Origin of the sequence: Micromonospora sp. WMMD736, assembly GCF_049179015.1 — a bacterium.
Lineage (GTDB): Bacteria > Actinomycetota > Actinomycetes > Mycobacteriales > Micromonosporaceae > Micromonospora.
The window spans coordinates 2,067,224-2,094,064 of the sequence record NZ_JBMHMI010000001.1 but is presented as its reverse complement, the minus strand read 5'-3'; the positions used below and the strand labels follow the sequence as shown (position 1 = coordinate 2,094,064).

At 71.0% G+C, this 26,841-nt stretch carries 15 protein-coding genes; 8 read left to right on the top strand and 7 right to left on the bottom strand.

What is annotated here, in order from left to right; genetic code table 11:
* Positions 1-45 precede the first annotated feature (45 nt).
* From ACN269_RS08795 to ACN269_RS08760, 8 genes are read left to right on the top strand one after another with little or no spacing between them, the layout of a single operon-like run.
* Positions 46-993, top strand: coding sequence for an ornithine carbamoyltransferase (locus ACN269_RS08795; protein ID WP_421471971.1), 948 nt, complete (start codon positions 46-48; stop codon positions 991-993).
* Complete coding sequence (locus tag ACN269_RS08790) at positions 990-2,462, top strand: amino acid adenylation domain-containing protein (RefSeq protein WP_421471970.1); 1,473 nt, start codon at positions 990-992, stop codon at positions 2,460-2,462. Before ACN269_RS08795 ends, ACN269_RS08790 begins: the two co-directional genes overlap by 4 nt.
* Positions 2,459-3,514, top strand: a complete 1,056-nt coding sequence (locus ACN269_RS08785; protein ID WP_421471969.1) for a threonine ammonia-lyase — start codon at positions 2,459-2,461, stop codon at positions 3,512-3,514. Before ACN269_RS08790 ends, ACN269_RS08785 begins: the two co-directional genes overlap by 4 nt.
* Positions 3,511-4,521, top strand: coding sequence for a 2,3-diaminopropionate biosynthesis protein SbnA (gene sbnA, locus ACN269_RS08780; protein ID WP_421471968.1), 1,011 nt, complete (start codon positions 3,511-3,513; stop codon positions 4,519-4,521). Before ACN269_RS08785 ends, sbnA begins: the two co-directional genes overlap by 4 nt.
* Positions 4,515-5,525, top strand: a complete 1,011-nt coding sequence (gene sbnB, locus ACN269_RS08775) for a 2,3-diaminopropionate biosynthesis protein SbnB (protein WP_421471967.1) — start codon at positions 4,515-4,517, stop codon at positions 5,523-5,525. The genes sbnA and sbnB overlap by 7 nt, the downstream gene beginning before the upstream one ends.
* Entirely contained in the window at positions 5,522-11,986 is a 6,465-nt protein-coding gene (locus ACN269_RS08770) for an amino acid adenylation domain-containing protein (protein WP_421471966.1), read from the top strand. The genes sbnB and ACN269_RS08770 overlap by 4 nt, the downstream gene beginning before the upstream one ends.
* A complete protein-coding gene (locus tag ACN269_RS08765) occupies positions 11,983-19,143 on the top strand; it encodes an amino acid adenylation domain-containing protein (RefSeq protein WP_421471965.1) in 7,161 nt (2,386 codons plus the stop codon). Before ACN269_RS08770 ends, ACN269_RS08765 begins: the two co-directional genes overlap by 4 nt.
* A gap of 5 nt (positions 19,144-19,148) precedes the next feature.
* The gene (locus ACN269_RS08760; protein ID WP_421471964.1) at positions 19,149-20,426 is read left to right on the top strand and encodes an MFS transporter; all 1,278 of its coding nucleotides are present in this window, start codon (positions 19,149-19,151) and stop codon (positions 20,424-20,426) included.
* 183 nt (positions 20,427-20,609) lie between these two features.
* Here ACN269_RS08760 and ACN269_RS08755 read toward each other — a convergent pair whose 3' ends face one another.
* Genes ACN269_RS08755 through ACN269_RS08725 form a run of 7 tightly spaced genes read right to left on the bottom strand, consistent with a single transcriptional unit; the run spans position 20,610 to position 26,600 of the window.
* Positions 20,610-21,542, bottom strand: coding sequence for an LnmK family bifunctional acyltransferase/decarboxylase (locus tag ACN269_RS08755; RefSeq protein ID WP_421471963.1), 933 nt, complete (start codon positions 21,540-21,542; stop codon positions 20,610-20,612).
* Positions 21,539-22,600 carry a histidinol-phosphate transaminase gene (locus ACN269_RS08750; RefSeq protein ID WP_421471962.1) on the bottom strand — a complete coding sequence of 354 codons (1,062 nt, stop codon included), beginning with the start codon at positions 22,598-22,600 and terminating at the stop codon, positions 21,539-21,541. The genes ACN269_RS08755 and ACN269_RS08750 overlap by 4 nt, the downstream gene beginning before the upstream one ends.
* Positions 22,593-22,820: an acyl carrier protein gene (locus ACN269_RS08745; RefSeq protein WP_421471961.1), complete on the bottom strand. Its 228-nt coding sequence runs from the start codon at positions 22,818-22,820 to the stop codon at positions 22,593-22,595. Before ACN269_RS08745 ends, ACN269_RS08750 begins: the two co-directional genes overlap by 8 nt.
* Entirely contained in the window at positions 22,813-23,877 is a 1,065-nt protein-coding gene (gene dmpG, locus ACN269_RS08740; RefSeq protein ID WP_421471960.1) for a 4-hydroxy-2-oxovalerate aldolase, read from the bottom strand. The genes ACN269_RS08745 and dmpG overlap by 8 nt, the downstream gene beginning before the upstream one ends.
* Positions 23,874-24,770, bottom strand: coding sequence for an acetylating acetaldehyde dehydrogenase (locus ACN269_RS08735; RefSeq protein ID WP_421471959.1), 897 nt, complete (start codon positions 24,768-24,770; stop codon positions 23,874-23,876). The genes dmpG and ACN269_RS08735 overlap by 4 nt, the downstream gene beginning before the upstream one ends.
* Before the next feature lie 31 nt (positions 24,771-24,801).
* Positions 24,802-25,566, bottom strand: coding sequence for a 2-keto-4-pentenoate hydratase (locus ACN269_RS08730; protein ID WP_421471958.1), 765 nt, complete (start codon positions 25,564-25,566; stop codon positions 24,802-24,804).
* A 47-nt stretch (positions 25,567-25,613) separates the two neighbouring features.
* Positions 25,614-26,600, bottom strand: coding sequence for a class I SAM-dependent methyltransferase (locus ACN269_RS08725; protein ID WP_421471957.1), 987 nt, complete (start codon positions 26,598-26,600; stop codon positions 25,614-25,616).
* Positions 26,601-26,841: the final 241 nt, after the last annotated feature.

Here is a 26,841-nt window from a genome sequence, read left to right as displayed (position 1 = left end):
CAGGCTCTGGGTCACGGCCGATCGCCACCTGGAAGGGGGCTCGGCATGACCGAGCGACGCCATCTGATCTCCATCGACGACCTCTCCGACGACCAACTGCGCTGGATCGTCCAGCGCGGCGCCGAGTACTCGCGTGGCTCCGCGGGAGCCGACCAGCCCCTGTCCGGGGCGGTCGTCGGCGTGCTGTTCCGCAAGACCTCCACCCGTACCCGGACCGCGTTCTCCGCCGGTGCGCTGCGTCTCGGCGCCGGCCTGATCACGTACGGCCCGAACGACCTGCAACTGGGCACCGGCGAGTCGGTGGAGGACACCGGCGCGGTGCTCTCCGGCATGCTCAACCTCCTGGTCGCCCGCACCGCCGGGCCGGAGTCCGAGCTTCGGGCGTACGCCGCGCAGAAGCGCATGTCGGTGATCAACGCGATGAGTGCCGTCGAACACCCGACTCAGGCCCTCGCCGACCTCACCACGATCGTCCGGCACTTCGGTCGGGTCGAGGGCGTACGGGTGCTGTACGTGGGGGAGGGCAACAACACCGCCTCGGCGCTGACCCTCGCGCTGTCCCGGTACCCCGGCACCGAACTGCACCTGCGTACCCCGCCCGGGTACGGCGTGGAGCAGCGATACCTCGACCAGGCGGCGGTGTCCGCCCGGCGTAGCGGCGCGCGGGTCGAACAGCGGCACGACCTGTCGGGTCTGCCACCGGTGGACGTCGTCTACACGACCCGCTGGCAGACCACGGGTTCGACGAAGGCGACGCCCGACTGGCGTTCCGAGTTCGCCCCGTTCCAGGTGGATGAGGCTCTGATGGCGGCCTGCCCGGGCGCGGTGTTCATGCACGACCTGCCGGCGCACCGGGGCGAGGAGGTGACCGGGGCGGTACTCGACGGGCCCGACAGCATCGCCTTCGCCCAGGCCGAGAACAAGTACCACAGCGCCCGGGCGGTCCTGGAGTGGTGCGGCGTCGACCGGCCGAGCGGCGGAGCGGGGTTGTGACCACGTTTCTCGACGACATCCTGACCCACGCCACCACCCGGCCCGACGCACCGGCGATCGTCACCCCGGACACCGCCCTGTGCTACGAGGATTTCGCCGCCCGGACCGACCGGCTGGCCCGGGCGCTGGTCGCCCGCGGCGTCGGACCGGAGCAGGTCTGCGCGGTCATGGTCGACCGGGGCCCGGAGGCCGTCATCGCGATGGCGGCCGTGCTTCGGGCCGGCGGGGCCTTCCTCACCCTCAACACCGAGCTGCCCGATCGGCGACTGGCGGCGATGGTCCGCACCGCCCAGGCCCGGTTCCTGGTCACCACACCGGCCCGGGCCGTGCAGCACGACCTCGCCATCGACGGCCCGACCGTGTTCGTCGACGCGCCTGACGCGCCGGCGCCCCTGCGACCGTTGTCGCCCCGATCGCTGGCCTACGTCAGTCACACCTCCGGTTCGTCCGGGCCGCCGAACGCGGTACTGCTGGAGCACCGCGGCGTCACCAACTACCTACGGTTCATCGTCGACGACTACCAACTCGGTCCGGACACCGTGGTGCTGCAACTCGCGCCGTTCGGGTACGACGCCTCGATCCGCGACACGTTCGCCCCGCTCGTCGCCGGCGGGCAGGTGGTCCTGGTGCCGCGCTCCACCCTGTTGCGCGCGGGTGAGTTCGTGGCGGCCCTTCGCAGGTGGGGGGTGAACACGATCCTGTCGGCCACCCCGACCTTCCTGACGTCGCTGCGGGGCAGCGCTCTGCCCGACCTGCGGTTGACCGTGTCCAGCGGTGAGTCGCTGCGACCGTTCCTCGTCGCCGGTGGCCGCGACCAGGTACCCGGACGAATGATCAACCAGTACGGCCCGACCGAGACCACGATGACCGCGACCCGCTTCGCCGTGCCGCCGGTCCCGGACACGACGGTCGACCTGATCGGGACACCGATCGACGGTGTGCGCGCGCATCTGCTCGACGACGAGCTGCACGCCGTGCCGGAGGGCGGTGTCGGCGAGGTGTGGATCGGTGGGTGTGGTGTCGCGCGCGGGTACAGCGGCCGGCCGGGGCTGACCGCGGACCGGTTCCTGCCGGACCCACACGGCGTGCCCGGCGCGCGCATGTACCGCACCGGTGACCTGGCGCGTCGGTTGCCCGACGGTGGCCTCGTGTATTTGGGCCGGATCGATCGGCAGATCAAGGTCCGGGGCTACCGGATCGACCCGGCCGAGATCGAGGGCGCGCTGCTGGCCCACCCCGCCGTCGCCGGCGCGGTGGTCACCGCGGGTACCGATGCCGGTGGCCGGGTCTTCCTCGTCGCGCACGTCGCCGCCGCGTCGGTGCAGGTGACGGACGCGGCGCTGCGCGCCCACCTGGCGATGACGCTGCCCCACTACATGGTCCCGCGACGGTTCGTCCGGATCGACCGCCTACCGACGACGGTCAGCGGCAAGACCGACCGCAAGGCGGTCACCGTGGACGGGCCATGAGGACGACACGTGTCGGGCCCACCCTCGCCGACGTGCGCCTGGCCGCCGACCGGATCACCGGCCTGGTGGATCGCACTCCGGTGCTGCCGTTGGATTCGCGGGTGCTGGTCAAGGCCGAGCACCGCCAGCGCGGCGGCTCCTTCAAGATCAGGGGCGCGGCGAACGCGATGCTCACCCGGTACGCCGACGAGGTGGTGGCGGGTTCCTCCGGTAACCACGGCATCGCCGTCGCCATGCTCGGCGCCACGTTGGGCATCAGGGTGACGATCGTGATGGCTGCCGGCGCCAGCGACGGCAAGGCCCGCACGATCCGGGCACTCGGCGCCAGCGTGGTCCACGTGACCGGCGGCGTGGTCGAGCGCGACCGCCGGGCCGCGGACATCGCCGCGACGACCGGGGCGGTCTTCGTGCCGTCCTCCGACGACGAGCTGGTGGTGGCCGGGGCCGGCACGGTCGGGCTCGAGGTGCTCGAACAGGTGCCGGGCGTCACGACGATCTTCGTACCGACCGGCGGTGGTGGCCTGCTGGCCGGCGTCTGCCTGGCGGCGTCGGCGCTGTCCCGGCGGGTGCGGGTCGTCGGGGTGGAGCCGATGTCCGCACGCCGCTACGCCGTTTCCGTTGCCCGGGGTGCGCCGACCGAGCTGCCACCGTCCAGGACGATCGCCGACGGCCTGCGCGGCCAACGACCCGGTGCGGTTCCCTGGCCGATCATTCGGCACCGGGTCGACGACCTGATCGGCGTGACCGACGAGGCGATCACCCACGCGCTGGGTGTCCTTGGCCGAGCCGGGGTCAGCGCGGAACCGAGCGGTGCGGCAGCGCTGGCCGGCGCGCTACGGCGCGGATCTGCCGGCCGTGCGGTGGTGATCGTTTCGGGTGGAAACGCCGCGGCCGGCGGCAGCGGTACGAAGAAGACAGAAGAACCTCCGGCAGAACTGCTGCCGGCGTCAACCGGTGGGTCTGCATGTTCTTCCCTGCGCTGTCCCGATGGTGCGGAGGAATCTCGTAGTAGGCGCATCGCGGCGGATGCAATTCGAGGAGCGGCTCTATGACCGAACAAACCCCCACCGGGTCAGGAGTGCTGGCGACCATCGGAGCGACACCGATCGTCGAGCTGGTGAAGCTCGACCCCGAGAGTCCGTTCAGGACGTTCGCGAAGTTGGAGTCGCACAATCCGGGCGGCAGTATCAAGGACCGCTCGGCGCTGGAGATGCTGCGCGAACGCATACACGACGGGCGGCTCGTACCCGGAAGATCGGTGGTGATCGAGTCCAGTTCCGGCAATCTCGGAATCGGGCTCGCGCAGGTCTGCGGGTACTACGGGATCCGCTTCATCTGCGTCGTGGACCCGCGCAGCAACAAGGACAACATCGCCATCATGCGGGCGCTGGGCGCGCAGGTCGAGGTGGTCACCGATGTCGATCCGGCCACCGGAGAGTACCTGCCCGTCCGCATCCGTCGGGTGCGTGAACTCGTCGCCACGATCGATCACGCCTACTGCCCGGACCAGTATTCGAACCCGCTCAACCCGCAGGCACACCGTACGACCGTACGAGAGATCGTGCGGGCCCTGCCGGACATCGACTACCTGTTCTGTGCCACGAGTTCCTGCGGCACGCTGCGGGGATGCGCCGAATACATCCGGGCACACCAACTGCCGGTGACCATCGTGGCGGTGGACGCGTTGGGCAGTGCGATATTCGGCCCGGCGGTGGGGTGGCGGATGATTCCCGGCCACGGCGCTTCGGTGCGTCCGAAGCTGTACCGCGGCGATCTGGCCGACATCGTCGTCCGAGTCGACGATCTCGACGCGATTGTGGCGTGCCGCCGCCTGGCCGCCCGCGAGGCGATTCTCGTCGGTGGCTCGTCGGGTGCCGTCGTGGCGGCCATGGAACAGATGCGCGACCAGATCCGACCCGGGGCCACCTGCGCTCTGGTCTTTCCCGACCGCGGTGAGCGGTACCTCGACACCATCTACGACGACGACTGGGTCATGACGTACTTCGGTGACGTGTCGCACCTGTGGACCAAGCCCGACCTGGAGGTGGCGCCATGTTGATTCTCGGAGCAGGCGAGGTCCGTTCCGTCCTCGACGGTGGCGAGCGCGATGTGGTGTCCGCGGTGGAGGCGGCGTACCGGTCGCACGCGTTGGGCCGTACCCGCGTACCGCAGTCGGTCTTCCTCCGCTTCCCCGACGGTGAGCGCGAGCGGATCATCGCGCTGCCGGCCTATCTGGGAGGTGAGACGCCGACCTGCGGGGTGAAGTGGGTGTCGTCCTTCCCCGGCAACCTCGACCGGGGGATGCAGCGGGCCTCGGCCGTGATGATCCTGAACTCGGTACACACGGGCGTGCCGGAGGCGATCCTCGAAGCGTCGGCGATCTCGGCCGGGCGTACGGCCGCGAGCGCCGCCCTGGCGGCGTCCACGCTCTCCTCGTCCAGCCCGGAATCCGCGGTGACGCTCGTCGGCTGCGGTCCGATCAACTTCGAGGTGCTGAGGTATCTGCGCACCGTGCTGCCGACGCTGGACACGGTGACCCTGTACGACCTCAGCGCCGAACGGGCGCAATCCTTCGCCGCCGACGCGCGGTCGGTCTGGCCGATGCTGAAAATCGACGTGGCCGAGAACGCGGCTGACGCCATGTCCCGCCACAAGCTGGTGTGCCTGGCTACGACGGCGAGCGCCCCGCACCTGGGTACCGAGCACTGCCGGCCGGGAACGCTGGTGCTGCATCTGTCCCTGCGTGACCTCACCACCGACTCGATCCGTTCCAGCGTGAACATCGTCGACGACGCGGACCACGTGTGCCGGGCCGCGACCTCCCTGGACCTGGCCCAACAGGAAGCCGGCCATCGCGACTTCATCGCCGCCTCGCTCGGCGAAGTCCTGGTGGCCGGTCAGCGGTACGTCAGAAGCGACGAAGCCGTGACGGTGTTCTCCCCGTTCGGACTCGGCTGCCTGGATCTGGCAGTGGCCGACCTGGTCCGCCGTACGGCGTCGGGCCGCGGCCTGGGCACCACATTTGACGATTTCCTAGCGACGAAGCAGCAGGTGCGCGCATGACTGACACCCTCGAAACCGGCAACCAGCTCCGACTGTCGTTCGAGCAGGAGCAGCTGTGGTTTCTCGACCAGGTCCGGTCCGGCACGCAGGAGTACCTGTTGCACTGGGGGTTCCGGCTGCGCGGGCCGCTGGACCGGGCGGCGCTGACCGCCGCCTTCACCGACATCGCCGGCCGGCACGACATTCTGCGCACCCGGTACTCGACGGTTGACGGACAGCCGGTGCAGATCATCGACGAGCCGGCGGCGGCCGACCTCACGGTGGTGGACCTCACCGGGCACCCGGCTGCTGAACAGGACCGACGGGTACGGGAGATCGCCGAGGCGGCGGTCACCACACCGATCGACCTGCGTGCATCGGCCCCCTGGCGGCTGACCCTCGTGCAGCTTTCCCGCACCGACGCGATCTTGATGCTGGTGGTGCACCACATCGCCTTCGACGGCCCGTCGCTGGGCATCGTCGCCCGGGAACTGGGCGTGCTCTACGCCGCCCATGCCGCCGGCGAGAAGTCGCCGCTGAAGCCGCTGGAGCTCCAGTACGCCGACTTCGCCGACTGGCAACGGAACCGATGGGACGCGAACGACGCGGCGTTCGTCCGACACCTGGACTACTGGCGTGAGCGACTGGCCGGACTGCCGTCACTGGAACTGCCCACGGACCGGCCGCGCCCCGCCGCCTGGGAGTCGGCCGGCGACGTGGTGGCGTTCGCGGTGCCGGCCCCGTTGGCGGCCCGGATCAGCTCCGTGGGACGCGCCGCCCAAGCGACCCCGTTCATGGTGTTCCTGGCCGCCTACCAGCTCCTGATCAGCCGTTACACGGACCAGCTCGACTTCGGTGTCGGGGTGTCGACCAGCGGGCGGAACCGGATCGAGCTGGAGCCGGTGATCGGCTCGCTCGCGCAGACGGTGGTGCTGCGGACCGACCTGTCCGGCGATCCCACCTTCGTCGAGTTGCTCGGCCGGGTCCGCGAGACGGCCTTGGACGCCTTCGAGCACAAGGACGTACCCCTGCAACGCCTGGCCGCCGAACTGTCGCCGGATCGCGGCCTGTCCCGCAACCCGCTCTTCCAGGTCGGGTTCGCGGTCCTGAACGGCCAGGGGGAGCCGCTGAGTCTGCCCGGCATCGAGGTCGACTGGGTGCCGACCCCCGTACGCAGTGCCACCTTCGACATGTCGCTCCAGATGACCGAGGAGCCCGACGGATCCTGGGTCGCCCGGATCACCTATCCGACCGCGCTCTTCGACCGGGCGCGGATCCAGCGGATGGCCGACAACTACGTGGCGCTGCTGGAGAACCTGGCGGCGGCACCGGAGACGCCGCTGCGCGACGTGTCGACCGTGGCGGCCGCACAACAGCGGCAGTTGCTCGGCTGGCACCCGGCACCATATGCAACGACCGACGCCCTGCTGCCGGACCTGTTCCGGGTGCAGGCCGAGGCCACGCCGGACGCGGTGGCCGTCGTCTGTGGTGACACCGAGCTGACCTACGCCGAGCTGAGGTCCAGGACGGACGACCTGGCCGGCTTCCTGCGCAGTCGCGGAGTCGGCGCGGAAACCGCCGTCGGCGTCGCCCTGCACCGCGGTACCGATCTCGTGGTCGCGCTGCTCGGCTCGCTCACCGCCGGCGCGGTCTACGTCCCGCTCGCACCCGACCTGCCCGACGAGCGACTCGAGTTCATGATCGAGAATGCGGGCGTCGAACTGGTGCTCACCGACACGGCGCTGCGACAGCGGATTTCGCGGCAGACCCCCGTGGTGGTGCTCGACGAGCAGTGGGACGACATCGCCCGCGCCACGCCACCGCCGCCGGTGGCGCTCGACGCCGCGAACGCCGCCTACGTCATGTACACGTCCGGCTCCACCGGTCGCCCCAAGGGCGTCGTGATCAGTCACGGCGGGATCCGGAACCGGGTGCTGTGGGCGGTGGACCGGCTCGGGCTCACCGCTTCCGACCGGGTACTCCAGAAGACGACCATCGGGTTCGACGCGTCGATGTGGGAGTTCCTGGCGCCGCTGGTGTCCGGCGGTTCCGTGGTGATGGCCCCGCAGGACGCGCACCGCGACACCGCCGTGCTGGTCGGCGCCCTCGCCGCGTACCGGATCACCGTGGTGCAACTCGTCCCGTCCGTGCTGCGCACCGTGGTCGAGGAGCCGGAGTTGGCCGCCTGCGACGCGCTGCGGCTGGTGTGCTCGGCCGGCGAGCCGCTGCCGACCGAACTGTGCGAGCGACTGCTCGGCGTGCGGGAGGTGGAGCTGTACAACACCTACGGACCGACCGAGTCCTCGATCGACGTGACCGCGTGGCGCTACGCGCGTGGCGAGACCGACGGTACGGTTCCGATCGGTGCCGCGCTACCCGGCGTCGACCTGTACGTGGTGGATTCCGCCGGCCGGCTCGCGCCCATCGGCGTGCCGGGTGAGTTGCGTATCGGCGGTGTCGGCCTCGCCCGCGGTTACGCCGGGCGCGGCGACCTCACCGCCGAACGCTTCACCCCGAATCCCTTCGCCACCCGGCCCGGCCAGCGGTGGTACCGCACCGGGGACCTCGCCAGGTGGCGTGACGACGGGGTCCTGGAGTTCGTCGGCCGCCTCGACGCGCAGGTCAAGGTGCGGGGGGTGCGGGTCGAACCCGGTGAGGTGGAGGCCGCGCTCCGGGCGCATCCGTCGGTCGCGGCGGCCGTGGTCACCTCCTACCGGTCCGTCACCGGTGACCTGGAACTCGCGGGCTACGTGGTGCCGACCGCCGGGACGATCGTGGCGACCGACGAGCTGTCGGGATTCCTCGGCGCCCGGCTGCCCGCCGCGATGGTTCCCGCAAGCATCGTCCCGCTCGCCGCGCTACCGTCGCTGCCCAACGGAAAGGTCGACAGGTCGGCGCTGCCGTCCCCCGGCGGCCGCCCACCCGGCGACGACCCGGATCACGTCGAGCCCGATGACGTGGCCACCGGTCACGGCGCCCCGCGAACGGAGACCGAGCGGGCCGTCGCCACCCTCATGGGCGAGCTGACCGGGGTCGAACGGGTCGGCGTCGCCGACGACTTCTTCGCGCTTGGCGGGCATTCGCTGCTGGCGATCCGGCTCGCGCACCGGTTGCGCCGCAGGTTCGGGCTGGAGCTGACGGTGGCCACCCTGTTCGAAGGACGGACCGTGGAGCGGGTCGCCGCGGCGATCGACGCGGGCACGACACCCGACAGCGAGCCGCAGATCGTGCCCGTACCCCGCGACGGCACCCTGCCGACCTCGTTCGGCCAGCAACGACTGTGGTTCCTGGACCAGCTCGAACCGGGCAGCGCGGAATACCTGGTCCCGATGGTGTACCACCTCACCGGAACGCTGGACACCGCGACGCTGCGCCGCGCGGTGGAGCAGGTCAGCGCCCGGCACGAGGTGCTGCGCACCCGCTACGTCGGGGACAGCGGTGTCCCGCTGCAACTCGTGGATCCCCCCGGTCCGGTCCCGTTCGACGTGGTGGACCTGACCGGCGCCGCGGACGCCGCGAAGCGCGCCAGGACGATCATCGAGGCGGTGAGCGCCCGGCCGTTCGACCTCACCCACGAGCGTCCGCTGCGGGTCACGGTCGTGCACACGGCGACCGACGAACACCTGGTCGCGATCACCCTGCACCACATCGCCTTCGACAACTGGTCGCTGGGCATCTTCCTGCGCGAGCTGAACGAGGCGTACGCCGCGGGGCTCGCCGGTACCCCCTGGTCGCCGCAGCCGCTCGCGGTGCAGTACGCCGACTTCGCCGCCTGGCAACGCGACCGGCAGGCCGACGGCACCATCGGCAACCAGATCGAGCACTGGCGAAACCGTCTCGCCGGGCTCGCGCCGGTCGAGCTGACCCCCGACCGGCCCCGTCAGCCTGGGCGTGACCTGCGCGGCGAGATGCTGATCGTCGACATCCCACAGACCACCGGAGCGGCGGTACGCGAGCTGGGCAACCAGTCCGGCGCAACCCTGTTCATGGTGCTGCTGGCCGCGTTCGACGTGCTGTTGAGCCGCCACACCGGCCGCACCGACATCGCGATCGGCACCCCGGTCGCCGGTCGGACGCGGCCGGAGACCGAGGACCTGGTCGGCTTCTTCGTCAACAACCTCGTGGTCCGGGCCGACCTGGGCGGGAACCCGACCTTCCTCGACCTGGTCGACCGGGTCCGCCGCAGCGCCCTGGAGGCGTTCGCCAACCAGGAGGTGCCGTTCGAACACCTCGTCGACGCCCTGCAACCGGACCGCGACCTGTCCCGCAACCCGCTGTTCCAGATCATGTTCGAGGTACAGCACACCGGTGCCGGCAACGCGGCGTCCACCCTCGCCGGGTGCGCCGCGACCGGCCTGGACAGCGGCCTGTCGGTGGCCAAGTTCGACCTCACCCTGTCCGTGATGGAGCAGCCGGACGGCCGGTTGGAATGCTGGTTCGAGTACGCCACAGCGCTGTTCGACCGCTCGACGATCGAACGCCTCGCCGGCCAGTACCTACGCCTGCTGGGCGGCGTGACCGCCGCCCCGCAGACCCGGATCAGCGAGCTGGATCTGCTGTCGGCCGACGAACGCCACACGATCGTGCACCGCTGGGCGGACCCCGACGCGGACCGGCTGGACCTGCTCGACCCGCCCGGCGAACGGCACCTCTCGGTATCGCAACTGTTCGAACAGTGGGCGGCCCGGACTCCGGAGGCGACCGCCGTGGTGTTCGGCGCCGAACGGCTCGGCTACGCCGAGCTGAACGCCCGAGCCAACGAGCTGGCGCACCAGCTCCGTGCGATGGGGGTCGGTCCGGAGGTCGTCGTCGGCTCGTGCCTCCAGCGCGGGATCGCACCGGTCGTGGTGCTGCTGGCGGTGCTCAAGGCCGGCGGGGTGTACGCGCCGTTCGACCCGGAACATCCCCCGGAGCGGCTGCGCTACATGCTCGCCGACGCCGGAGCGCACCTGGTGGTGACCACCGGCGCGTTCGCCGACCGGGTCGCCGGGCACGACCGGCCGGTGCTGGTCGTCGGCGAGGGGGACCGGGCGAGCGGCCGGCCAACGGCCGACCCGGCGTCGGTCACCGTGCCGGACAACCTCGCGTACATCATCTACACGTCCGGGTCGACCGGCCGCCCCAAGGGCGTGATGATCTCGCATCGGGCGTACGCGCACCACTGCCGGGTGGTCGCCGACCAGTACGGCATCCGCGCGGGCGAACGGGTCGTGCTGCTCTCGGCACTCACCTTCGACGTCGCGATGGACCAGATCGGCGCCACCGTGGCCGCCGGCGCCACGATCGTGGTGAGCGATCCGGTCTTCTGGACGCCCAGCGAGCTGCCGGTCAAGCTGGCGCGGTACGGCGTGACGATCATGGAGATCACGCCGGCGTACTACCGGGAGATGATGGAGTCCGGCGTGGACGGGCTCACCGCGCTGAAGACCATCAACATCAGCTCGGACGTGGTGACCGTCGACGACGCCCGACGCTGGGCGGCGACCGGCCTGCCCGGCCGGTTCCTCTGCACCTACGGGCCGACCGAGGCGACCGTCACCTGCATGTTCAACCCCGTGTCGGGCGATCTCGCCGACGAGCGTGGCACGGCCACCCTGCACATCGGCCGCGCGGCCGCCGGTACCCGGGTGTACGTGCTCGACGCGGAGCTGCGTCCGCTCCCGGTGGGGGCACCCGGCGAGCTGTACCTCGGCGGCGTGCGCCTGGCCCGTGGCTACCACGACCGGCCGGAGCTGACCGCGGAGCGGTTCGTGCCCGATCCGTTCGCCACCGCACCGGGAGCGCGCCTCTACCGCACCGGCGACCTGGTGCGGCTCCGGCCGGACGGCGCTGTCGACTTCCTCGGCCGCCTTGACACCCAGGTGAAGATTCGGGGCTTCCGGATCGAACTCGCCGAGATCGAAGCCGCGTTGGCCAGGCACCCCGCGGTGTCCGCGGCTGCCGTCGTCGCGAAGGACGTCGGACCCGGCGACAAGCGGCTCGTCGCCTACCTGGAGTGGCCGCACGACACCGGACCCGACCTCGACGAGATGCGGGCGTACCTGCGGGAGTCGCTGCCCTCGTACATGATCCCGTCGGCCTGGGTCACCGTCACGGCCCTGCCGCTGTCACCGAGCAAGAAGGTCGACCGGGCGGCGCTGCCAGATCCGAAGCCGTCCGAGGTCGACGGCGTTCGCGGGTACGTGGCGCCGCGGGACCCGGCGGAGGAGACCATCGCCGGGATCTGGTCGGACGTCCTCGGCGTCGACCGGGTCGGCGTCGATGACGACTTCTTCGGGCTCGGTGGCCACTCGTTGCTGGCCACCCGGGTCCTGGCCCGGCTGCGGGCGGCCTTCGCCGTGGAGGTCCCGCTGCGCTGCCTGTTCGAGGTGACCACCGTGGCCGAGCTGGCGGTGGTGGTGACCGACCTGATCACGGCGGAACTCGACGAGTTGACCGACGCCCAGATGAGCGAACTGCTCTCCCAGGATGGTGCCCTGTGACTGAGACAATCGATCGGATCGGCCTGCGTGCGGAGTTGCTTCGGCGCAGGCTCGGAGGTGCCGCGACCGCCGCGTCGGACGAGGGGATCAGCCGGGTCTCGCGTGAGACGCCGCCCGCGCTGTCGTTCGCGCAGCGCCGGCTGTGGATTCTCGACCAGGTCCGGCCGGGCGGTACGGAGTATCTGGCCAGCGCCGGCCTGCGCCTGCACGGGCCGCTGGAAGCCGGCGCGCTGCGGGCGGCGCTGGACGCGATCGTGGCCAGGCACGAGGTGCTGCGCACCCGCTACGTGGTCGTCGACGGTGAACCGGGCCAGGTGATCGACCCTCCGCAGCCGGCCACGCTGCACGAGGTGGACCTGCGTGGCCTCGACCCGGCCGCGCAGGACGAACGGATCGCCGGCTGGATGACCCACGACCGGGCCCCCGTCGACCTGGCGACCGGCCCGGTGCTGACCGGAACCCTCGCGCGGCTGGCCGACGAGGAGCACGCGCTGGTCGTGACCCTGCACCACATCGCCTTCGACGGCTGGTCCGAGCAGGTGCTGTGGCGTGAGCTCGACCGGTTGTACACCGCCGCGCTGACCGGCGGGCCGTCCCCGCTGGCGCCCCTACCGGTGCAGTACGCGGACTTCGCCGCGTGGCAGCGCGACGCGATGTCCGGTGCCAAGCTGGACCGTCAGCTCGACTACTGGCGGCAGGCGCTGGCCGGCGTCACCGCGGTGGAACTGCCGCTCGACCGGCCCCGCCCACAGGTCCGGGACAGCGCCTGCGACCTGGTCCCGTTCGCGGTGTCCGCGTCGGACGCCCGAGCCCTGCACGAACTCGCCCGCCAGTCCGGCGCGACGCCGTTCATGGTGCTGATGGGCGTGTACGCGGTCACCTTGGGCCGGTTCGCCCGGAGCAACGACATCACGGTCGGCACCCCGGTGGCCTGTCGCGACCGGGCCGAGGTGCAGGACCTGATCGGCTTGTTCCTCAACACGCTGGTGCTGCGCACCGACCTGTCCGGCGACCCGACCTTCCGCGAGGTGCTCCGGCGGGTCAAGGAGATGGCGCTCGGCGCCTACGCCCATCAGGAACTCCCGTTCGAACGGCTCGTGGACGAGCTGGCCCCGGTCCGGGACGCGTCCCGGACCCCGCTGTTCTCGACCATGTTCCTGTGGGCCGGCGGGGACTCCACGGCCCGCCGCGTCGGCGAACTACGCGCCGAGGAACTGCCGGTCGGCGAGAGCGACGCCAAGTTCGACCTGACCCTGGTGGTCGTCGACCAGCCCGACGGCACCCTCACCGGCTTCCTGAACTACGCCACCACGCTGTTCGACCGGGACACCGTCGAGCGGTTCGCGAGCCACTTCACCACCCTCGTCGGCAAGATCGCGGCCACGCCGGACACACCGATCAGCCAGCTGGTCGAGTCCCCACCGGCGGAGCGGGAGCAGGTGGTGCGGACGTGGAACGAGACCGAGGTGGCGTACCCGAGCGGCACCCTGCCGGAGCTGTTCGCGCGACAGGTCGCCCAGACCCCGGACGCCGTCGCCCTCCGCTTCGAGGGCGAGGATGTCTCCTACGCCGAGCTGGACCGGCGGACCGACCGACTGGCGCGGCACCTCGTCGACGCGGGCGTCGGGCCGGAGTCGATCGTCGGCGTGTGCCGCCGACGCGGTATCGAGCTGGTGGTGGCCCTGCTGGCGATCCAGAAGGCCGGCGGCGCCTACCTGCCGCTGGACCCGGACCACCCGGCCGAGCGCCGGGACTACATGTGTGCCGACGCCGGTGTCACCATCGTGCTCACCGACGGCGAACCGGCCATCACCGGCAGCGGATCGGCGCCGGCGAGCACAACCCCGGCGGGTCCGGACCACCCGGCGTACGTGATCTACACGTCCGGCTCGACCGGCCGGCCCAAGGGCGTCACGGTCACCCACCGCGCGATCGTCAACCGGCTGCGCTGGATGCAGGACGCCTACCGGCTGAACGACTCCGACCGGGTGTTGCAGAAGACCCCGTACAGCTTCGACGTCTCGGTGTGGGAGTTCTTCTGGCCGCTGATCACCGGGGCCACGCTGGTGATCGCCCGGCCCGACGGCCACCGCGACCCGCACTACCTGGCCGACCTGATCGCCACCGAGCAGGTCACCACCCTGCATTTCGTACCGTCGATGCTGCGGGTGTTCCTGGCGGAGTCGTTCGGGCCGCTGCCGTCGGTGCGCCGGATGATCTGTAGCGGCGAGGCGCTCTCCGCCGACCTGGTCGCCGCCGTCCACGAGCGGATCGGCTGCGAGCTGCACAACCTCTACGGGCCGACCGAGGCGGCCGTCGACGTCACCGCGGTGCGGTGCGTGCCCGAGACGCCGGTCACCATCGGACGGCCGATCGCCAACACGCGCACCTACATCGTCGACGAGAACCTGCGGCCGGTTCCGATCGGAGTGCCGGGTGAGCTGCTTCTGGGCGGCGTGCAGTTGGCCCGCGGATACCTCGGCCGCCCGGGGCTCACGGCACAGCGGTTCGTTCCCGACCCGTTCCAGGAGTCCGGCGGGGGAGGGCGGCTGTACCGCACCGGTGACCTGGCGAGGTACCTGCCGGACGGCCGGATCGACTACCTCGGCCGGCTCGACGACCAGGTGAAGATCCGTGGGCACCGCGTCGAACTCGGCGAGATCGAGGCGGTGGCGGCGGAGCACCCGGGAGTGTCCGCGGTCGCCGTCGCGGTGCACGACGGCCAGCTCGTCGGCTACCTCGTCGCCCGGGACACGGACGCCGGCATCGAGGTGAGCGACGTGGCGTCGTTCCTGCGTTCTCGACTGCCCGCGGCGATGATCCCGAGCCACTGGCAGCTGCTGCCCGCGCTGCCCCTGACCACCAGCGGAAAGACCGACCGGCGAGCGCTGCCGGCCCCGACACCTGGCCGCGCCTGGGCGGCCGGAGCGTACGTCGCGCCCCGCACCGAGGCCGAAGGCGTCGTCGCCGAGGCGCTCGCGGCGGCGCTGGGCATCGAACGGGTCGGTGTGCACGACCGCTTCTTCGACGTCGGGGGTGACTCGATCCGTGCCATCCGCGCGATCGGAACCCTGCGCCGGGGCGGGCTGAACCTGTCGGTGCAGGACATCTTCACGCACCAGACCGCGGCGCAGCTGGCGACGCTCGCCGACCGGCCGGCGACCGGTGCGGACGAGCCGCCGGTCGGCCCGTTCGAGCAACTCGAACCAGCCGACCGTGACCGGCTCCCCGACGGCCTGGTGGACGCCTACCCGATGGGTCAGGTGCAGGCCGGCATGGTGTACGAGATGCTGGTCAACGGCTCGCACCCGGCATACCAGAACGTCACCAGCTTCGACATCGTCGACGACGGCCCGTTCTCGCTGGCCGCGCTGCAGCAGGCCGCGCAGTGGCTGGTCGACCGGCACGAGATTCTGCGCACCACGTTCGACGTGTCCGGCTACACCCAGCCGATGCAGCTCGTCCACGCCGAGGCGCGGGTCGAGGTGGGCTTCGACGATCTGCGCGAGCTGCCGGAAGCCGAGCAGCAGGACATCCTCGAGCGGTACCGGGAGACGATGAAGCTGGCGATGCTGCCCATCGATCACGCGCCGCAACTGCGCTGGCACGTGCACCGCACCGGGGAGCGGACGTGGGTGCTGACCCACACCGAGTGCCACGCCATCCTGGACGGCTGGAGCCACCACTCCCTCATCGCCGAGCTGCGGGACACCTACCGGGCGATCCGGGACGCGGACCCCGATGCGCTGAAGCCCCCGCCCCCGGGGCGGTACGCCGACTTCGTCAGGTTGGAACGGCGATCGCTGTCGGCCGGGCCGGACGAACGGTTCTGGCGGAGCCGGGTCGGCGAGTACGAGCGGATCGCGTTGCCGGCGGACACCGCCCCGGCCGGCCACGGCGCGGTGCCGGAGCTGCGGATGCCCTGGCGGCATCTCGAACCAGGGCTGCGTGAGCTGGCCGCGCGGACGCAGACCTCGCTCAAGGCCGTGCTGCACACCGCGCACCTCGCGATGATCGGCGTCATCACCGGCCAGCGGCGGTTCTTCAGTGGTCTGGTCGTCAACGGCCGGCCCGAACTGCTGCGCGGCGACGAGGTGATGGGGATGTACCTCAACACGGTGCCGTTCGCGGTGGACCTGCGTACGCCCCGTTGGCGCGACCTCGTGCGCGCCGTGTTCGCCGAGGAGCTCGCCGTCTGGCCGCACCGGCGCTACCCGATCCCCGCGATGCAGCGCTCCTGGGGCGCCGGTACGCCGCTGATCAGCAGCATCTTCTCCTACCTCGACTTCCACGTGCTCGACGCACAGCAGGACGTGTTCGGCACGGTCGTCGACGACAGCCCCAACGAGTTCACCCTGGTCACGTTGACCTTCCCGGGCGAGCTGCGCCTGGAGTGCCGGGCCGGCTGGGCGACCCAGGAGCGGCTCACCGCCCTGGGTGAGACCTTCCTCGAACTGCTCACCGCGATGATCGCCGACGACGGCGCGAACCCGGTCGACCTCAACTCGACCCCGGCGCAGCGGTTCACCGAGCCGCAGCAGGACTGGCCCGCCCTGCCCGAGGCGTGCGTCACCGACCTGTTCGCGGCCCAGGTGCAGGCCCGGCCGGACGCCGTCGCACTCGAGTGCGGCGATTCGCGCCTGACCTACGGCGAACTCGACGCCCGGGCCAACCAGTTGGCGTTGGCGCTTCGTGAGCACGGCGTCGGCCTGGAAACGCCCGTCGCCGTCTGCCTGGACCGCGGGATCGACGCGGTGGTCGCGCTGCTCGGCATCCTCAAGGCCGGCGGCTGCTACCTGCCGCTCGACCCCAAGTATCCGGACGGCCGCATCGCGTATCTCCTCGATGATTCCGGCGCCCAGGTCCTGGTGAGCGGACCGACGCACGCCCACCGATTCGCGGCGCGTGCCGGGCTGACCACGCTGACCCTGGACTCCGACTGGTGGTCGGACGGCAGCCGGCCGACCGCCGCGCCACAGGTGACGCTGTCACCGGAGAACCTCGCCTACCTCACGTACACGTCGGGGTCCACCGGACGTCCGAAGGGCGTGCTGGTCCCGCACCGCGGCGTCGTACGGCTGGTGCACGGCCAGGACTACGCGCAGCTGGACGCCGACCAGGTCATGCTGCAAGCCGGCACGCTCGCCTTCGACGCGTCGACGTTCGAGGTCTGGGGCGCGCTGTGCAACGGGGCGCGGCTGGTCGTCGCCCCGGAAACGCCGACCGCCGACGAGCTCGACGAGCTCCTGCGCCGGCACGGGGTGACCGTGCTGTGCCTGCCCACCGGCCTCTTCAACACCATGATGGACGTCCGGCCGCAGGCATTGGCCGGGGTACGGGAAGTGGTGGTCGGCGGCGAGGTGCTGCCGCCGCAGCAGGTGCGTAGGGCGATGGAACACGGCGTGCTGGTCAGCAACGGGTACGGCCCGACCGAGAGCACCACGTTCGCCACCGTCCACCCACGGATCCCACTGCCGGCGCTCACCGACGTCATTCCGATCGGGAAGCCGATCAATCACACCTACGTGCACGTCGTCGACGAGAACCTCGACCCTGTTCCGTTCGGCGTGCCGGGTGAGCTGCTGCTGGGGGGTCCGGGCGTCGCGCGCGGATACCAGGGCCGTCCGGACCTGACCGCCGAACGCTTCGTACCGGACCCGTCCGGACACGCGCCGGGAAACCGGCTCTACCGCACCGGGGACATGGTCCGCCAGGACCCGGACGGCACGATCCACTTCATCGGGCGGCGCGACCACCAGGTGAAGATTCGTGGGCACCGCGTCGAGCTGGGCGAGGTGGAGGCCGCGATCGCCGAGCTGCCCACGGTGCGGGCCGCCGCGGCGGCGGCGTACCAGGGCGTGGACGGCGGCAAGCAACTCGTCGGGTACGTCGTGCTCGACGAGGACGGCCCGGCCGACCCGGCCCGGCTCGGTGACGTGCTGCGCAGCAGGGTGCCCGGCTTCCTGGTCCCGACGGCCTGGGTCCGCCTGGACCGGCTCCCGTTGAACAACAACGGCAAACTCGACCGGGCCGCGCTGCCCCGGCCGGCAGCGGGAACGTCGGTACGGGAGTACAGCGCGCCGCGTACGCCCACGGAAGTGGCCGTCGCCGAGGTCTGGACCGAGGTCTTCCACCTGCCCCGGGTCGGCCGTGACGACGACTTCTTCGACCTCGGCGGGCACTCGCTGCTGACGTTGCGGGTGATCGCGATGCTGCGGGACCGGCACGGCATCGAGACGACCGTTCGAACCTTCGTCGAGCACCGCACGCTCGCGGCGCTCGCCGCGTCGATCGACGGCGAGCGGCAGCCGGTCACGGCGTTGCTCTGGCTGCGCCGGACCGGCGACCAGCCGCCACTGGTGTGTGTGCACCCGGGCGGCGGCAGCGCGCACTGGTACCGGCGACTGGCCGAGCACCTCGATCCGAGTCTGCCGGTGGTCGCCTTCGAATGGCCGGGCCGCGAGCCGTCGACCGGCTCGGTGCCGTCGACCGAGGAGATGGCGACCCGCTACCTCGCCGAGTTGCGGGAGGCGATCCCGCAGGGGCCGTACCGGATCTTCAGCTGGTGCGGCGGCAGCGGGGTGAGCGCCGAGATGGCCAACCGACTGATGGCCGAAGGCGAGGAGGTCACCTTCATCCTGCTCGACCCGGGGCAGGACGCCTGGCAGAAGGAGCACCTCTGGTCGGAGTACGGGCTGATCAAGCAGTGTGTGACGAACCTGGAGCGGCTCGACGCGGCACCGCCGGACGAGGACACCTCGGTGCTCCGGCAGGAGACGCTGGCGCTGCTCGAACACATCGTGGACGACATCGTCGGCAACGACGGGATCACGCTGCCCGAGCGCGGCGCGGGAACGATGTGGCTGCCCGCCGCGCGGATGTGGGAGGAGGTGATGGAGATGGTGCTGTCCTACCGGGACCGCCCGTACGCCGGTCACCTGGATCTGATCGTCAGCGACGAGCTGGCGCTGGGCGAGCACGAGGTCGTCAGCGCCGGCCAGAGCTACCACGACTACCTCCAACGGTGGCGCGAGCGGACCGCGGGGCTGGGGGTGCACCGGGCGAAGGGTGAGCACTTCTCGGTCATGAAGGAGCACGTGGCGGACCTCGCCGCCATTCTCACGGGGCTGATCGACAAGCCGGCCGGCCGGCGGTGAAGGGTATGTCGACCGCGCCATCTCCCGCACCGGGCGTCACCCGGCGGGCCCTTGCGGCGGTGTACGCCGCCGGCGCCGGGTCCGCCGTCGGGACCCAGATGACGACGCTCGCGCTGCCGTGGCTGGTGCTGGAGAGCACCGGCTCGGCACCGCGGGCGGGTCTGGTCTTCGCCGTCTCGGTGCTGCCCATGGCGGTGCTCGGATTCGCGGGCGGCGAGGTCATCCAACGGTACGGCGCACGCCGCACCATGGTGGTCATCGACTTCGCGCAGTTCGTGGCCATCGCGTCGATACCTGCGCTGGCCGCGGTGGGTCTGCTCAGCTTTGCCCTGCTCCTGACGATCGTCGCGGTGATCGGCGTACTCGGAGTGCCCTACTTCGCCGCGCAACGCGACCTGGCCACCGAACTCGCCGGTCCGGACCCGAAGGCGCTGATGCGGGCGAACAGCGTGCTGGAAGGATGCTTCAACATCGCCGCGTTGGCCGGCCCGGCGATAGCGGGCGTGCTGATCGCGACGCTCGGCGCGGAGAAGGTGCTGTTGTTCGACGCCGTGACCTCGGCGGTGTCGGGTCTGCTGTTGTGGTGGTTCGTCCCGCGCACGCGGCGGGCGACGCCGGCTCCGCAGGAGCGGCAGACCCCGGACCATTCGGGAATCCTGGCCGGGGTACGCGCACTGCTGCGGGACGACTTCCTGCGACGGGTGATGGTCACGACCGTCAGCTTCGGCTTCCTCATGCGGGTCCTGATGCTCGCGCTGCCGCTGCTGGCGTTCGCCCGCTTCGCCGGCGATGCCAGGGTCGGTGGGCTGCTGCTCTCCGGCTTCGGCGCCGGCGCGATTGCCGGGGCGGCCGTCAGCTATCTGATCGGCAGCCGGTTGTCCCCGACGATGGTCTTCGGGCTGGCCGCCTTCCAGCTCGTCCTGCCCTGGTGGGTGCTGCTGTTCGACGTGCCGGTGCCGGTCCTGGTCGCCGCGCTCGCGGTGTCCGGTGCGGCGCTTCCGTTGTCCAACGCTCCGTTCTTCAGCATCCTGGCCACCCGGTTCGCGGCGGACATCCGGGCGAAGGTGATCCAGGCGGTCATGACCATCAGCAACATCGCCGGCCCGCTGGGCTTCCTGGCCGGCGGGGTGGCGATCGGCCGCTTCGGCGTGACGACGACCCTGCTCGTCCTCGCCACCCTGTCCACCCTCGCCGCGGTCAACCTGGTGGTGGCACTGCGGCACGTCGATCCGGTGGCGCTGACCAGCCCGCAGCCCGAGCCTGCGACGGCAGCTGCCCGGTAGCCCGCCCCTAAGGACGTGCTGTCCGGGCCGACGTCGGCCCGGACAGCACCGTGTGCCGACGCGGAGGAAGCTCCCTGGTGCCGGTATGCGCTGATGGGCGCGGTCGCAGGTTCGCGACCGCGCCCATCAGGGTGGCCGGTGGGGCGCCGGCCGGGCTCGCAGTCCGTCGGGTCGACGCCGTCCTCAGGCCAGCGTCGACGGGGTTTCCGTCTCGATCGCCGCGACGGCCAGCAGCCGACCGCTGGCGGCGTCGCGCAGTTCCAGGTCGGCGATCTCGGAGAGCGGGTCGCTGACGTTCTGCCATCTCCGGGCGGTGACGGTGAAGAGCGAGCCCAGGTCGGCGTTGCCGAAGAAGCCCACCTTCTGATCGATCACCCGCCGCTGGAGGAACTGCCGCTCGCTGCGGCCGAGCCCACGCCACAGCCGCAACAGCGCCGTGTCGAAGATCGAGAAGTACGAGGCGAAGTAGACCAGCCCGGCGCCGTTGATGTCCCGTACGGCGTCCAGTGCGTACTCGAAGGACAGCTCGCCCCCGGCGACCGCGAATCCCGGCGGCGCCGGGGTGAGGAAGCTGCCCGCACCGCGGGCGCGGCCGACGAGCGTACGCGGTGAGAACTGATTGGGGAGTCGCGGCAGGTCGGTGTTGTCGAAGCCGTCGGGGACGGTTTCGGAGAGCACCCGGTTGCTGCCCGGGTTGCCGCGTGCGATCCACCGGTTGAGCGTCTCCGCGTACATGCACTCCGGGTCCGGCGTCTCGTAGACCTCCGCCGGGTCGAGGAACGCGGTGCCGAGGCCGGAGCCGGCGGGCGCGAGCCGGTGCAACGTCAGGACCGAGCCGCCGCCGAACTGGAAGACCCTCGACGTCACCTCGAGCTCGTCACCGAAGGCCAAGCCGTGCGGATGGACGAGCTTCCCGCCCCGGACCCGGTAGTAGTAGAACGAGAGGTAGGTCGGCTGGCTTTCGGCGGTACGGGCGGCGTGCACGTTGGTGCGGCAGGTCTCGGCCACCGATTCCCACGTCCAGTCGCCGATCCGCCCGAAGATCAGAGAGCCGCCGCTGCACATCCCCGGCGCGACGATCACCCTCCGGTGAAGGGCGGTGTTCTCGGGCATCATCTCAGCGCTCCAGTCGTGAGTAGGTCCGGTGCGTCGCGGACGCGCCACTGGTGTACCGCCGCGAGGAACGCGTCGTTGTCCGCGGGCGAACCGAGCGACACCCGGACGCCCTCCCCGTCGAAGACCCGCAGCTCGATTCCGGCCCGGGCACACCACCTGCCCAGCGGGCCCGCGTTCTCGCCGAGCGCGAGCCACAGGAAGTTGGCCTGGCTGGCCGGGACCGCGAAGCCGTCGGCCAGCAGGGCAGCGCGCATCCGGGTCCGCTCGGCGATCGTCTGCCGGACCCGCGTCAGGAGCACGTCCTCACGGGCGAGGGCGGCGACCGCCGCGTGCTGAGCCGGCGCGCTCACCGCGAAGGGCAGCGTCATCTCGCGCAGCGACGCCACGACGCGTGCCGCGCCGATGAGATAGCCGACCCGCAGCGCGGCCAGGCCGTACGCCTTCGAGAACGTACGCAGGACCACCAGGTTGGGATACCGGTCGCACAACGCGAGACCTTCGGTGCCCGTCGGCTCGTCGACGTACTCGAAGTACGCCTCGTCGAGGGCGACCAGGCAGGTCGGCGGGACGCGATCGAGGAACGCGCGCAGCCGGTCCGGGCCGAGCAGCGTACCCGTGGGGTTGTTGGGGTTGCAGATGACGACCAGCCGGGTCGTGGCGGTGATGCGACCGGCCATGGCGGCGAGGTCGTGCACGTCGTCGGCGAGGGGCACCCGCTCCGAGTGGACCCCGAGATGGCCGGCGAGGATCGGGTAGTACTCGAAGGATCGCCAGGCGTACACGGCCGTCGCACCCGGCCCGGCGAGCTGGAACACCGCCTGGAGCAACGCACAGGATCCGGCGCCCACCGCCACCCGATCCGGTTCGACACCGTGCCGCCGGGCGAGCGCCACGGTCAGGTCGGCACACGCCGGGTCGGGGTAGCGGTTGACGTCCCGGCTGCTCGCCGCGACCGCGGCGACGATGTCCGGCAACGGTACGTGCGGTGACTCGTTACGCGACAGGGTCCGGGTGACGGCTTGGGACGTTCCGGCGGTCGGCTCCGCGGCCTCACGCACGACATCGCTCCGCGACCAGCTCGGCGATATCACCAACCGTCGCGAGTTCCAGCAGCTCGTAGTCGGAGACGTGGATGTCCAGCCGCTTGCTGAGCAGGTCCGACAGCTCGACCACGGCGAGGGAGTCGAGGCCGACCTCGACGCGATCGGCCGTGGCCACGACGTCCTCGGTCCGCATCTGCAGATCCTCGACCAGGATGCTCTTGAGTTGGTCAAACATGGCTCGCCGCCTGTTCGAGCTGACCCGTGGACCCGGCACGCAACGCGAGCGCCACGTCCTCGATGAGGTCCTCCTGCCCGGCCACCGCCTGTAGGCGGCCCAGTTCGAAGAAGACGTCGCGCGGGTCGACGCCCTCGCGGGCGGCGACGTCCAGCACCCGGTTCTTGAACCCGGAGAACACTCCGGCGAGACCACTCACCACGCCGATCGAGTCGATGGTGGGCGGCGCGGGCATCAGCTCCCGCTCGGCGATGTCCGCCGCGTCCAGCAGCCGGTAGAGATCGATGCCGGTGTCATAGCCCAGCCGTTCGAGCACGGGCACGAGAACTTCCAGCTGCGTGTTGCCGGCCCCCGCGCCGAACCCCCGGGCGCAGGCATCCAGGATGGTGGCGCCAGCCTCGGCGGCGGCGATGGAGTTCGCCACCGCCATACCGAGGTTGTTGTGCCCGTGGAACATCACCGGCACGCTGACGGCGGACCGGATGGCCGCGATCCGCGTGCTCACGTCCTGCGGCAGGTAGTGGCCGGAGGAATCGAGGATGCCCACACCGGTCGCACCGAACTCGACGAGCCGCGCGCACTCCTCGGCCAGGCGCTCGGGACTGGCCATATGGCTCATCAGCAGCACGCCGTGTGCGTCGACGCCCGCGTCGCGCAGCAGCCCGAGGTGCCGTTCGGCCAGGTCGCTCTCGGTGCAGTGAGTGCCGATACGGACGATGTCCACGTCGTACGAGACGGCCAGCCGGATGCTCTCGGTCGTGCCCCAGCCCGGCAGCATGAAGACGCCGAGCTTGGTGGTGGTCAACGCGTCCCGGACCACCGACAGCATCGCCTCGTCGCTGAGCAGGGCTCGGCCGGCTTGCAGGGACGAGGCGCCCAGGCCGTTGCCGTGTCCCACCTCGACGACGGGTACCCGGGCGGCGTCGGCGGCGGCGGCGTACGCCCGAAGTTGCTCCCGCCCGAGCTGGTGGCGGACGGCGTGGTGCCCGTCGCGCAGCGTCGGATCGTGGATCAGGATCGGTTGTCTCGGCGAACTTTCCGCGGCTTGCTGGCTCATGACGCGACCTCCATGGCCTCGATCGGTCGGCGTTCCACTGCACGTCGCTCGGCGACCCGGATCGCAGCCGAGTTGATGATGTCGAGGTTGCCCGCGTAGGCGGGTATCTGGTCGCCGGAGGAGGTCACCTCCACGGCGACGAACGCCTTGTCGTCGTTCACGATGCAACTCGTCACGGTGTAGCCGGTGGCGAAGGCACGGACGTCGGCGGCGGCGGACGCCACGAGCGGGTACACCGACTCGTGGGTCAGTCCCTCGCCGACCAGCGACATGGCCACCCTGAAGGTCGCCGGGGGACGCGCCGGGCTGACGTTGAGGATGGCCTTGACGTCCCCGACGCCGGTGAACTCGCGGAGCGCGTCCTGAGTGGTCTCCACGTACTCATCGAGGTTGAGCCTGGTCCCGCGGCCGACGCTGAGCGTCGCGGCGGTCGCGACCACCTCCACGTAGTCGATGCGGTGGGCTCGGGTGATCGCTCGTACGATCGGCACGGATGCCTGCCCACCGCAACTCACCATGTTCAGGTCACGGTGTGTGGCGACCTCCGCGCCGTTGACCGTGGGCACGACCATGTGCCCGATCCGGCTGGGCGTGAGGTCGATCAGCAACGTGCCGAGCGGTGCCAGCGCCTCGGCGTGCTCGGCGTGCGAACCGGCGTTGGTGGCGTCGAAGACCACGTCGAGCGGTTCGTCGAGGTCGGCAAGTGACGACAGACCCCGGCTGGCGGCCGGCAGCCCCAGCCGAGCGGCCCGCTTGAGGCCCGGGCCGTCGGCCGTCCGACCAGCGACGAGGCGAAGGTCCAGTGCAGCGGACCGCTCGACTTTCACCGCCAGGTCGACGCCGATGAGCCCGGCGCCGAGCACCCCGGCTGACAGCCGTCGTTCTGAGTTCATCGAGGAGATCACCTTCCTACCCGCGTCGGGACTACGTATTGGTGACGTGCAGAGTGACCGCGCCCAGATGATCGAATTCGGCGGTGTAGGTGTCACCGGGGCTCAACGGGACCGCGGCGTGCAGGGCGCCGGTCATGATCAACTGGCCGGCCTCCAACGTGACGCCACTTTCGCCCAGCAGGTTCGCCAGCAGCGCCACCACCGCCACCGGGTTGCCCAGGGCATCGGCGCCCCGACCGGACGCGGCCAACTCCCCGTTGCGACGAAAGGCCATTCGCACGAGCCGGTAGTCCAGCTCCGCGCTGGCCGGGATCGAGCGTCCCAGGACGGCCGCGCCGTTCGAGGCGAGGTCGGCGATCGTGTCGCCCAGCCGGATGCGCCAATCCGTGATCCGGGAGTCGACGATCTCGAGACCGGCGATGACCTCTCCGATCGCCGCGTGGGCCTGCTCGACGGTGACGCCAGGCCCGGTCAACGGCCGCGCCAGCCGAAAGACGATCTCGGCTTCCACCTTCGGCGAGATGAACTCGCCGCGAGCGAAGCACGCACCGTCCGCGCGGACGGTCGAGGCGAACACCGGGCCGTAGTCCGGGGCGTGGACCCCGAACATCTCCTGCATCGAGGCGGAGGTGAGTCCGGCCTTGTAGCCGATCACCCGGTCACCGTCGGCGATCAGCAGTTCGGTCAGCCGGCGCTGGACGGCGTATCCGCCGGCCGCGTCGAGCGTGGGGCAGGCATCGGTGAACGGAGCGATCGGCACGCGGTTGCTCCGCGCCTCGTACAGGGCCATGGCCATGCGTTCGGCATCGTCTTGCGCCAGCGTCGCCGCCCCGCCGCTCCGGCTCATCGCGTGGCCACGAAGAGGCGGCTCCCGGGCATTCCCAGCGGGGTGCTGACCACCGCGGAGAACCCGGCCTGCCGGAAGAGTTCGCACCACCGGTCCTCGGTCGGCAGCCGTACGCCCATCGAGCTCTCGTGCAGGTAGCTGAAGAGGGCGCTGAAGGCGCGCTCGCACGGCGTGTCCACGTACGGCACCGCGTCGGTGACCACCAGGCAGCCGCCGTCGGCGAGGTGCTCGCGGCAGGCCCGCAGGACGCCTGCGAAGACCTCGGGTTGCTGAGCGACATCGTGCATGACGAAGCCGGCATGGATGATGTCCGCGCCGTCGAGAGGTGCGGGGTCGTCGACGAGCGTCTCGACGGACCGGTTGACGACCGTGAGCCGGTCGTCCACCTGGGCGTGGCGACCGGCGCGTTCGGCCTCCTCGCACGCTCCGGAACTCAGGTCCAGGGCCACGCCGGTGCTGGTGGGCAGCTCGGTCAGCAGCCGGATCAGCAGCGCGCCCGCGCCGGAGCCGAGATCGACGATGTGTCGGGGCTTGCGGCTGATGATCTCCGACAGCACCCCGGGATAGAAACCGCGCGAGCCGATCCAGCGGGACGACACCGCGACCCGTCTGCCGTCGCGCTGGTGCTGGCGGCCGGCCGTGTCCGGCTCACGCAGAAACCGCTCCGCGTGATCGATGTACGGCCGGTTCGCGCTGAGCGACCAGGAGAGGTAGCCGGCCTCGTACCGCCGGTCCGCCAGCTCCGCGCAGGGCGTGAACGGCCCGGTCTCGGCGTCGCGCTCCAGCAGCCCGGCGACGGACATGGCGCGCAGGAGAAGCAGTGCACGAGCTTCGGGTACGCCGGTCGCGGTCGTTGCCTCGGCCAGCGTGAACGGCGTCCCCCGATCGAGTAGCGGCGAAAGCCCCAGATTCTCGGCGATCTCCAGAAGAGTGGCGTTCGCCGCCAGGTCTGCGGCAATGTCACTGACGTCAGAACTAATCACTGGTTCACCCACGTCCTGCTGATTCGGCGATCTTTCGGTACCGACCCTGACTTCTCTGATTCGCGTCCGGGTCTACGACGGATGTCAATGTGACACGGCGGCGCGGATCGCTCGCAGAGAAGAGTCGGCAGACATACCGGAAGGCTGCCCGCGCCGGGTCGGCCGTCGCCTCACGGGCAGGGCGACCGGCGCTGACCCGACGATGGCGAGTCGATGCTCGCTATCAGGCTGCGTCGGCGGC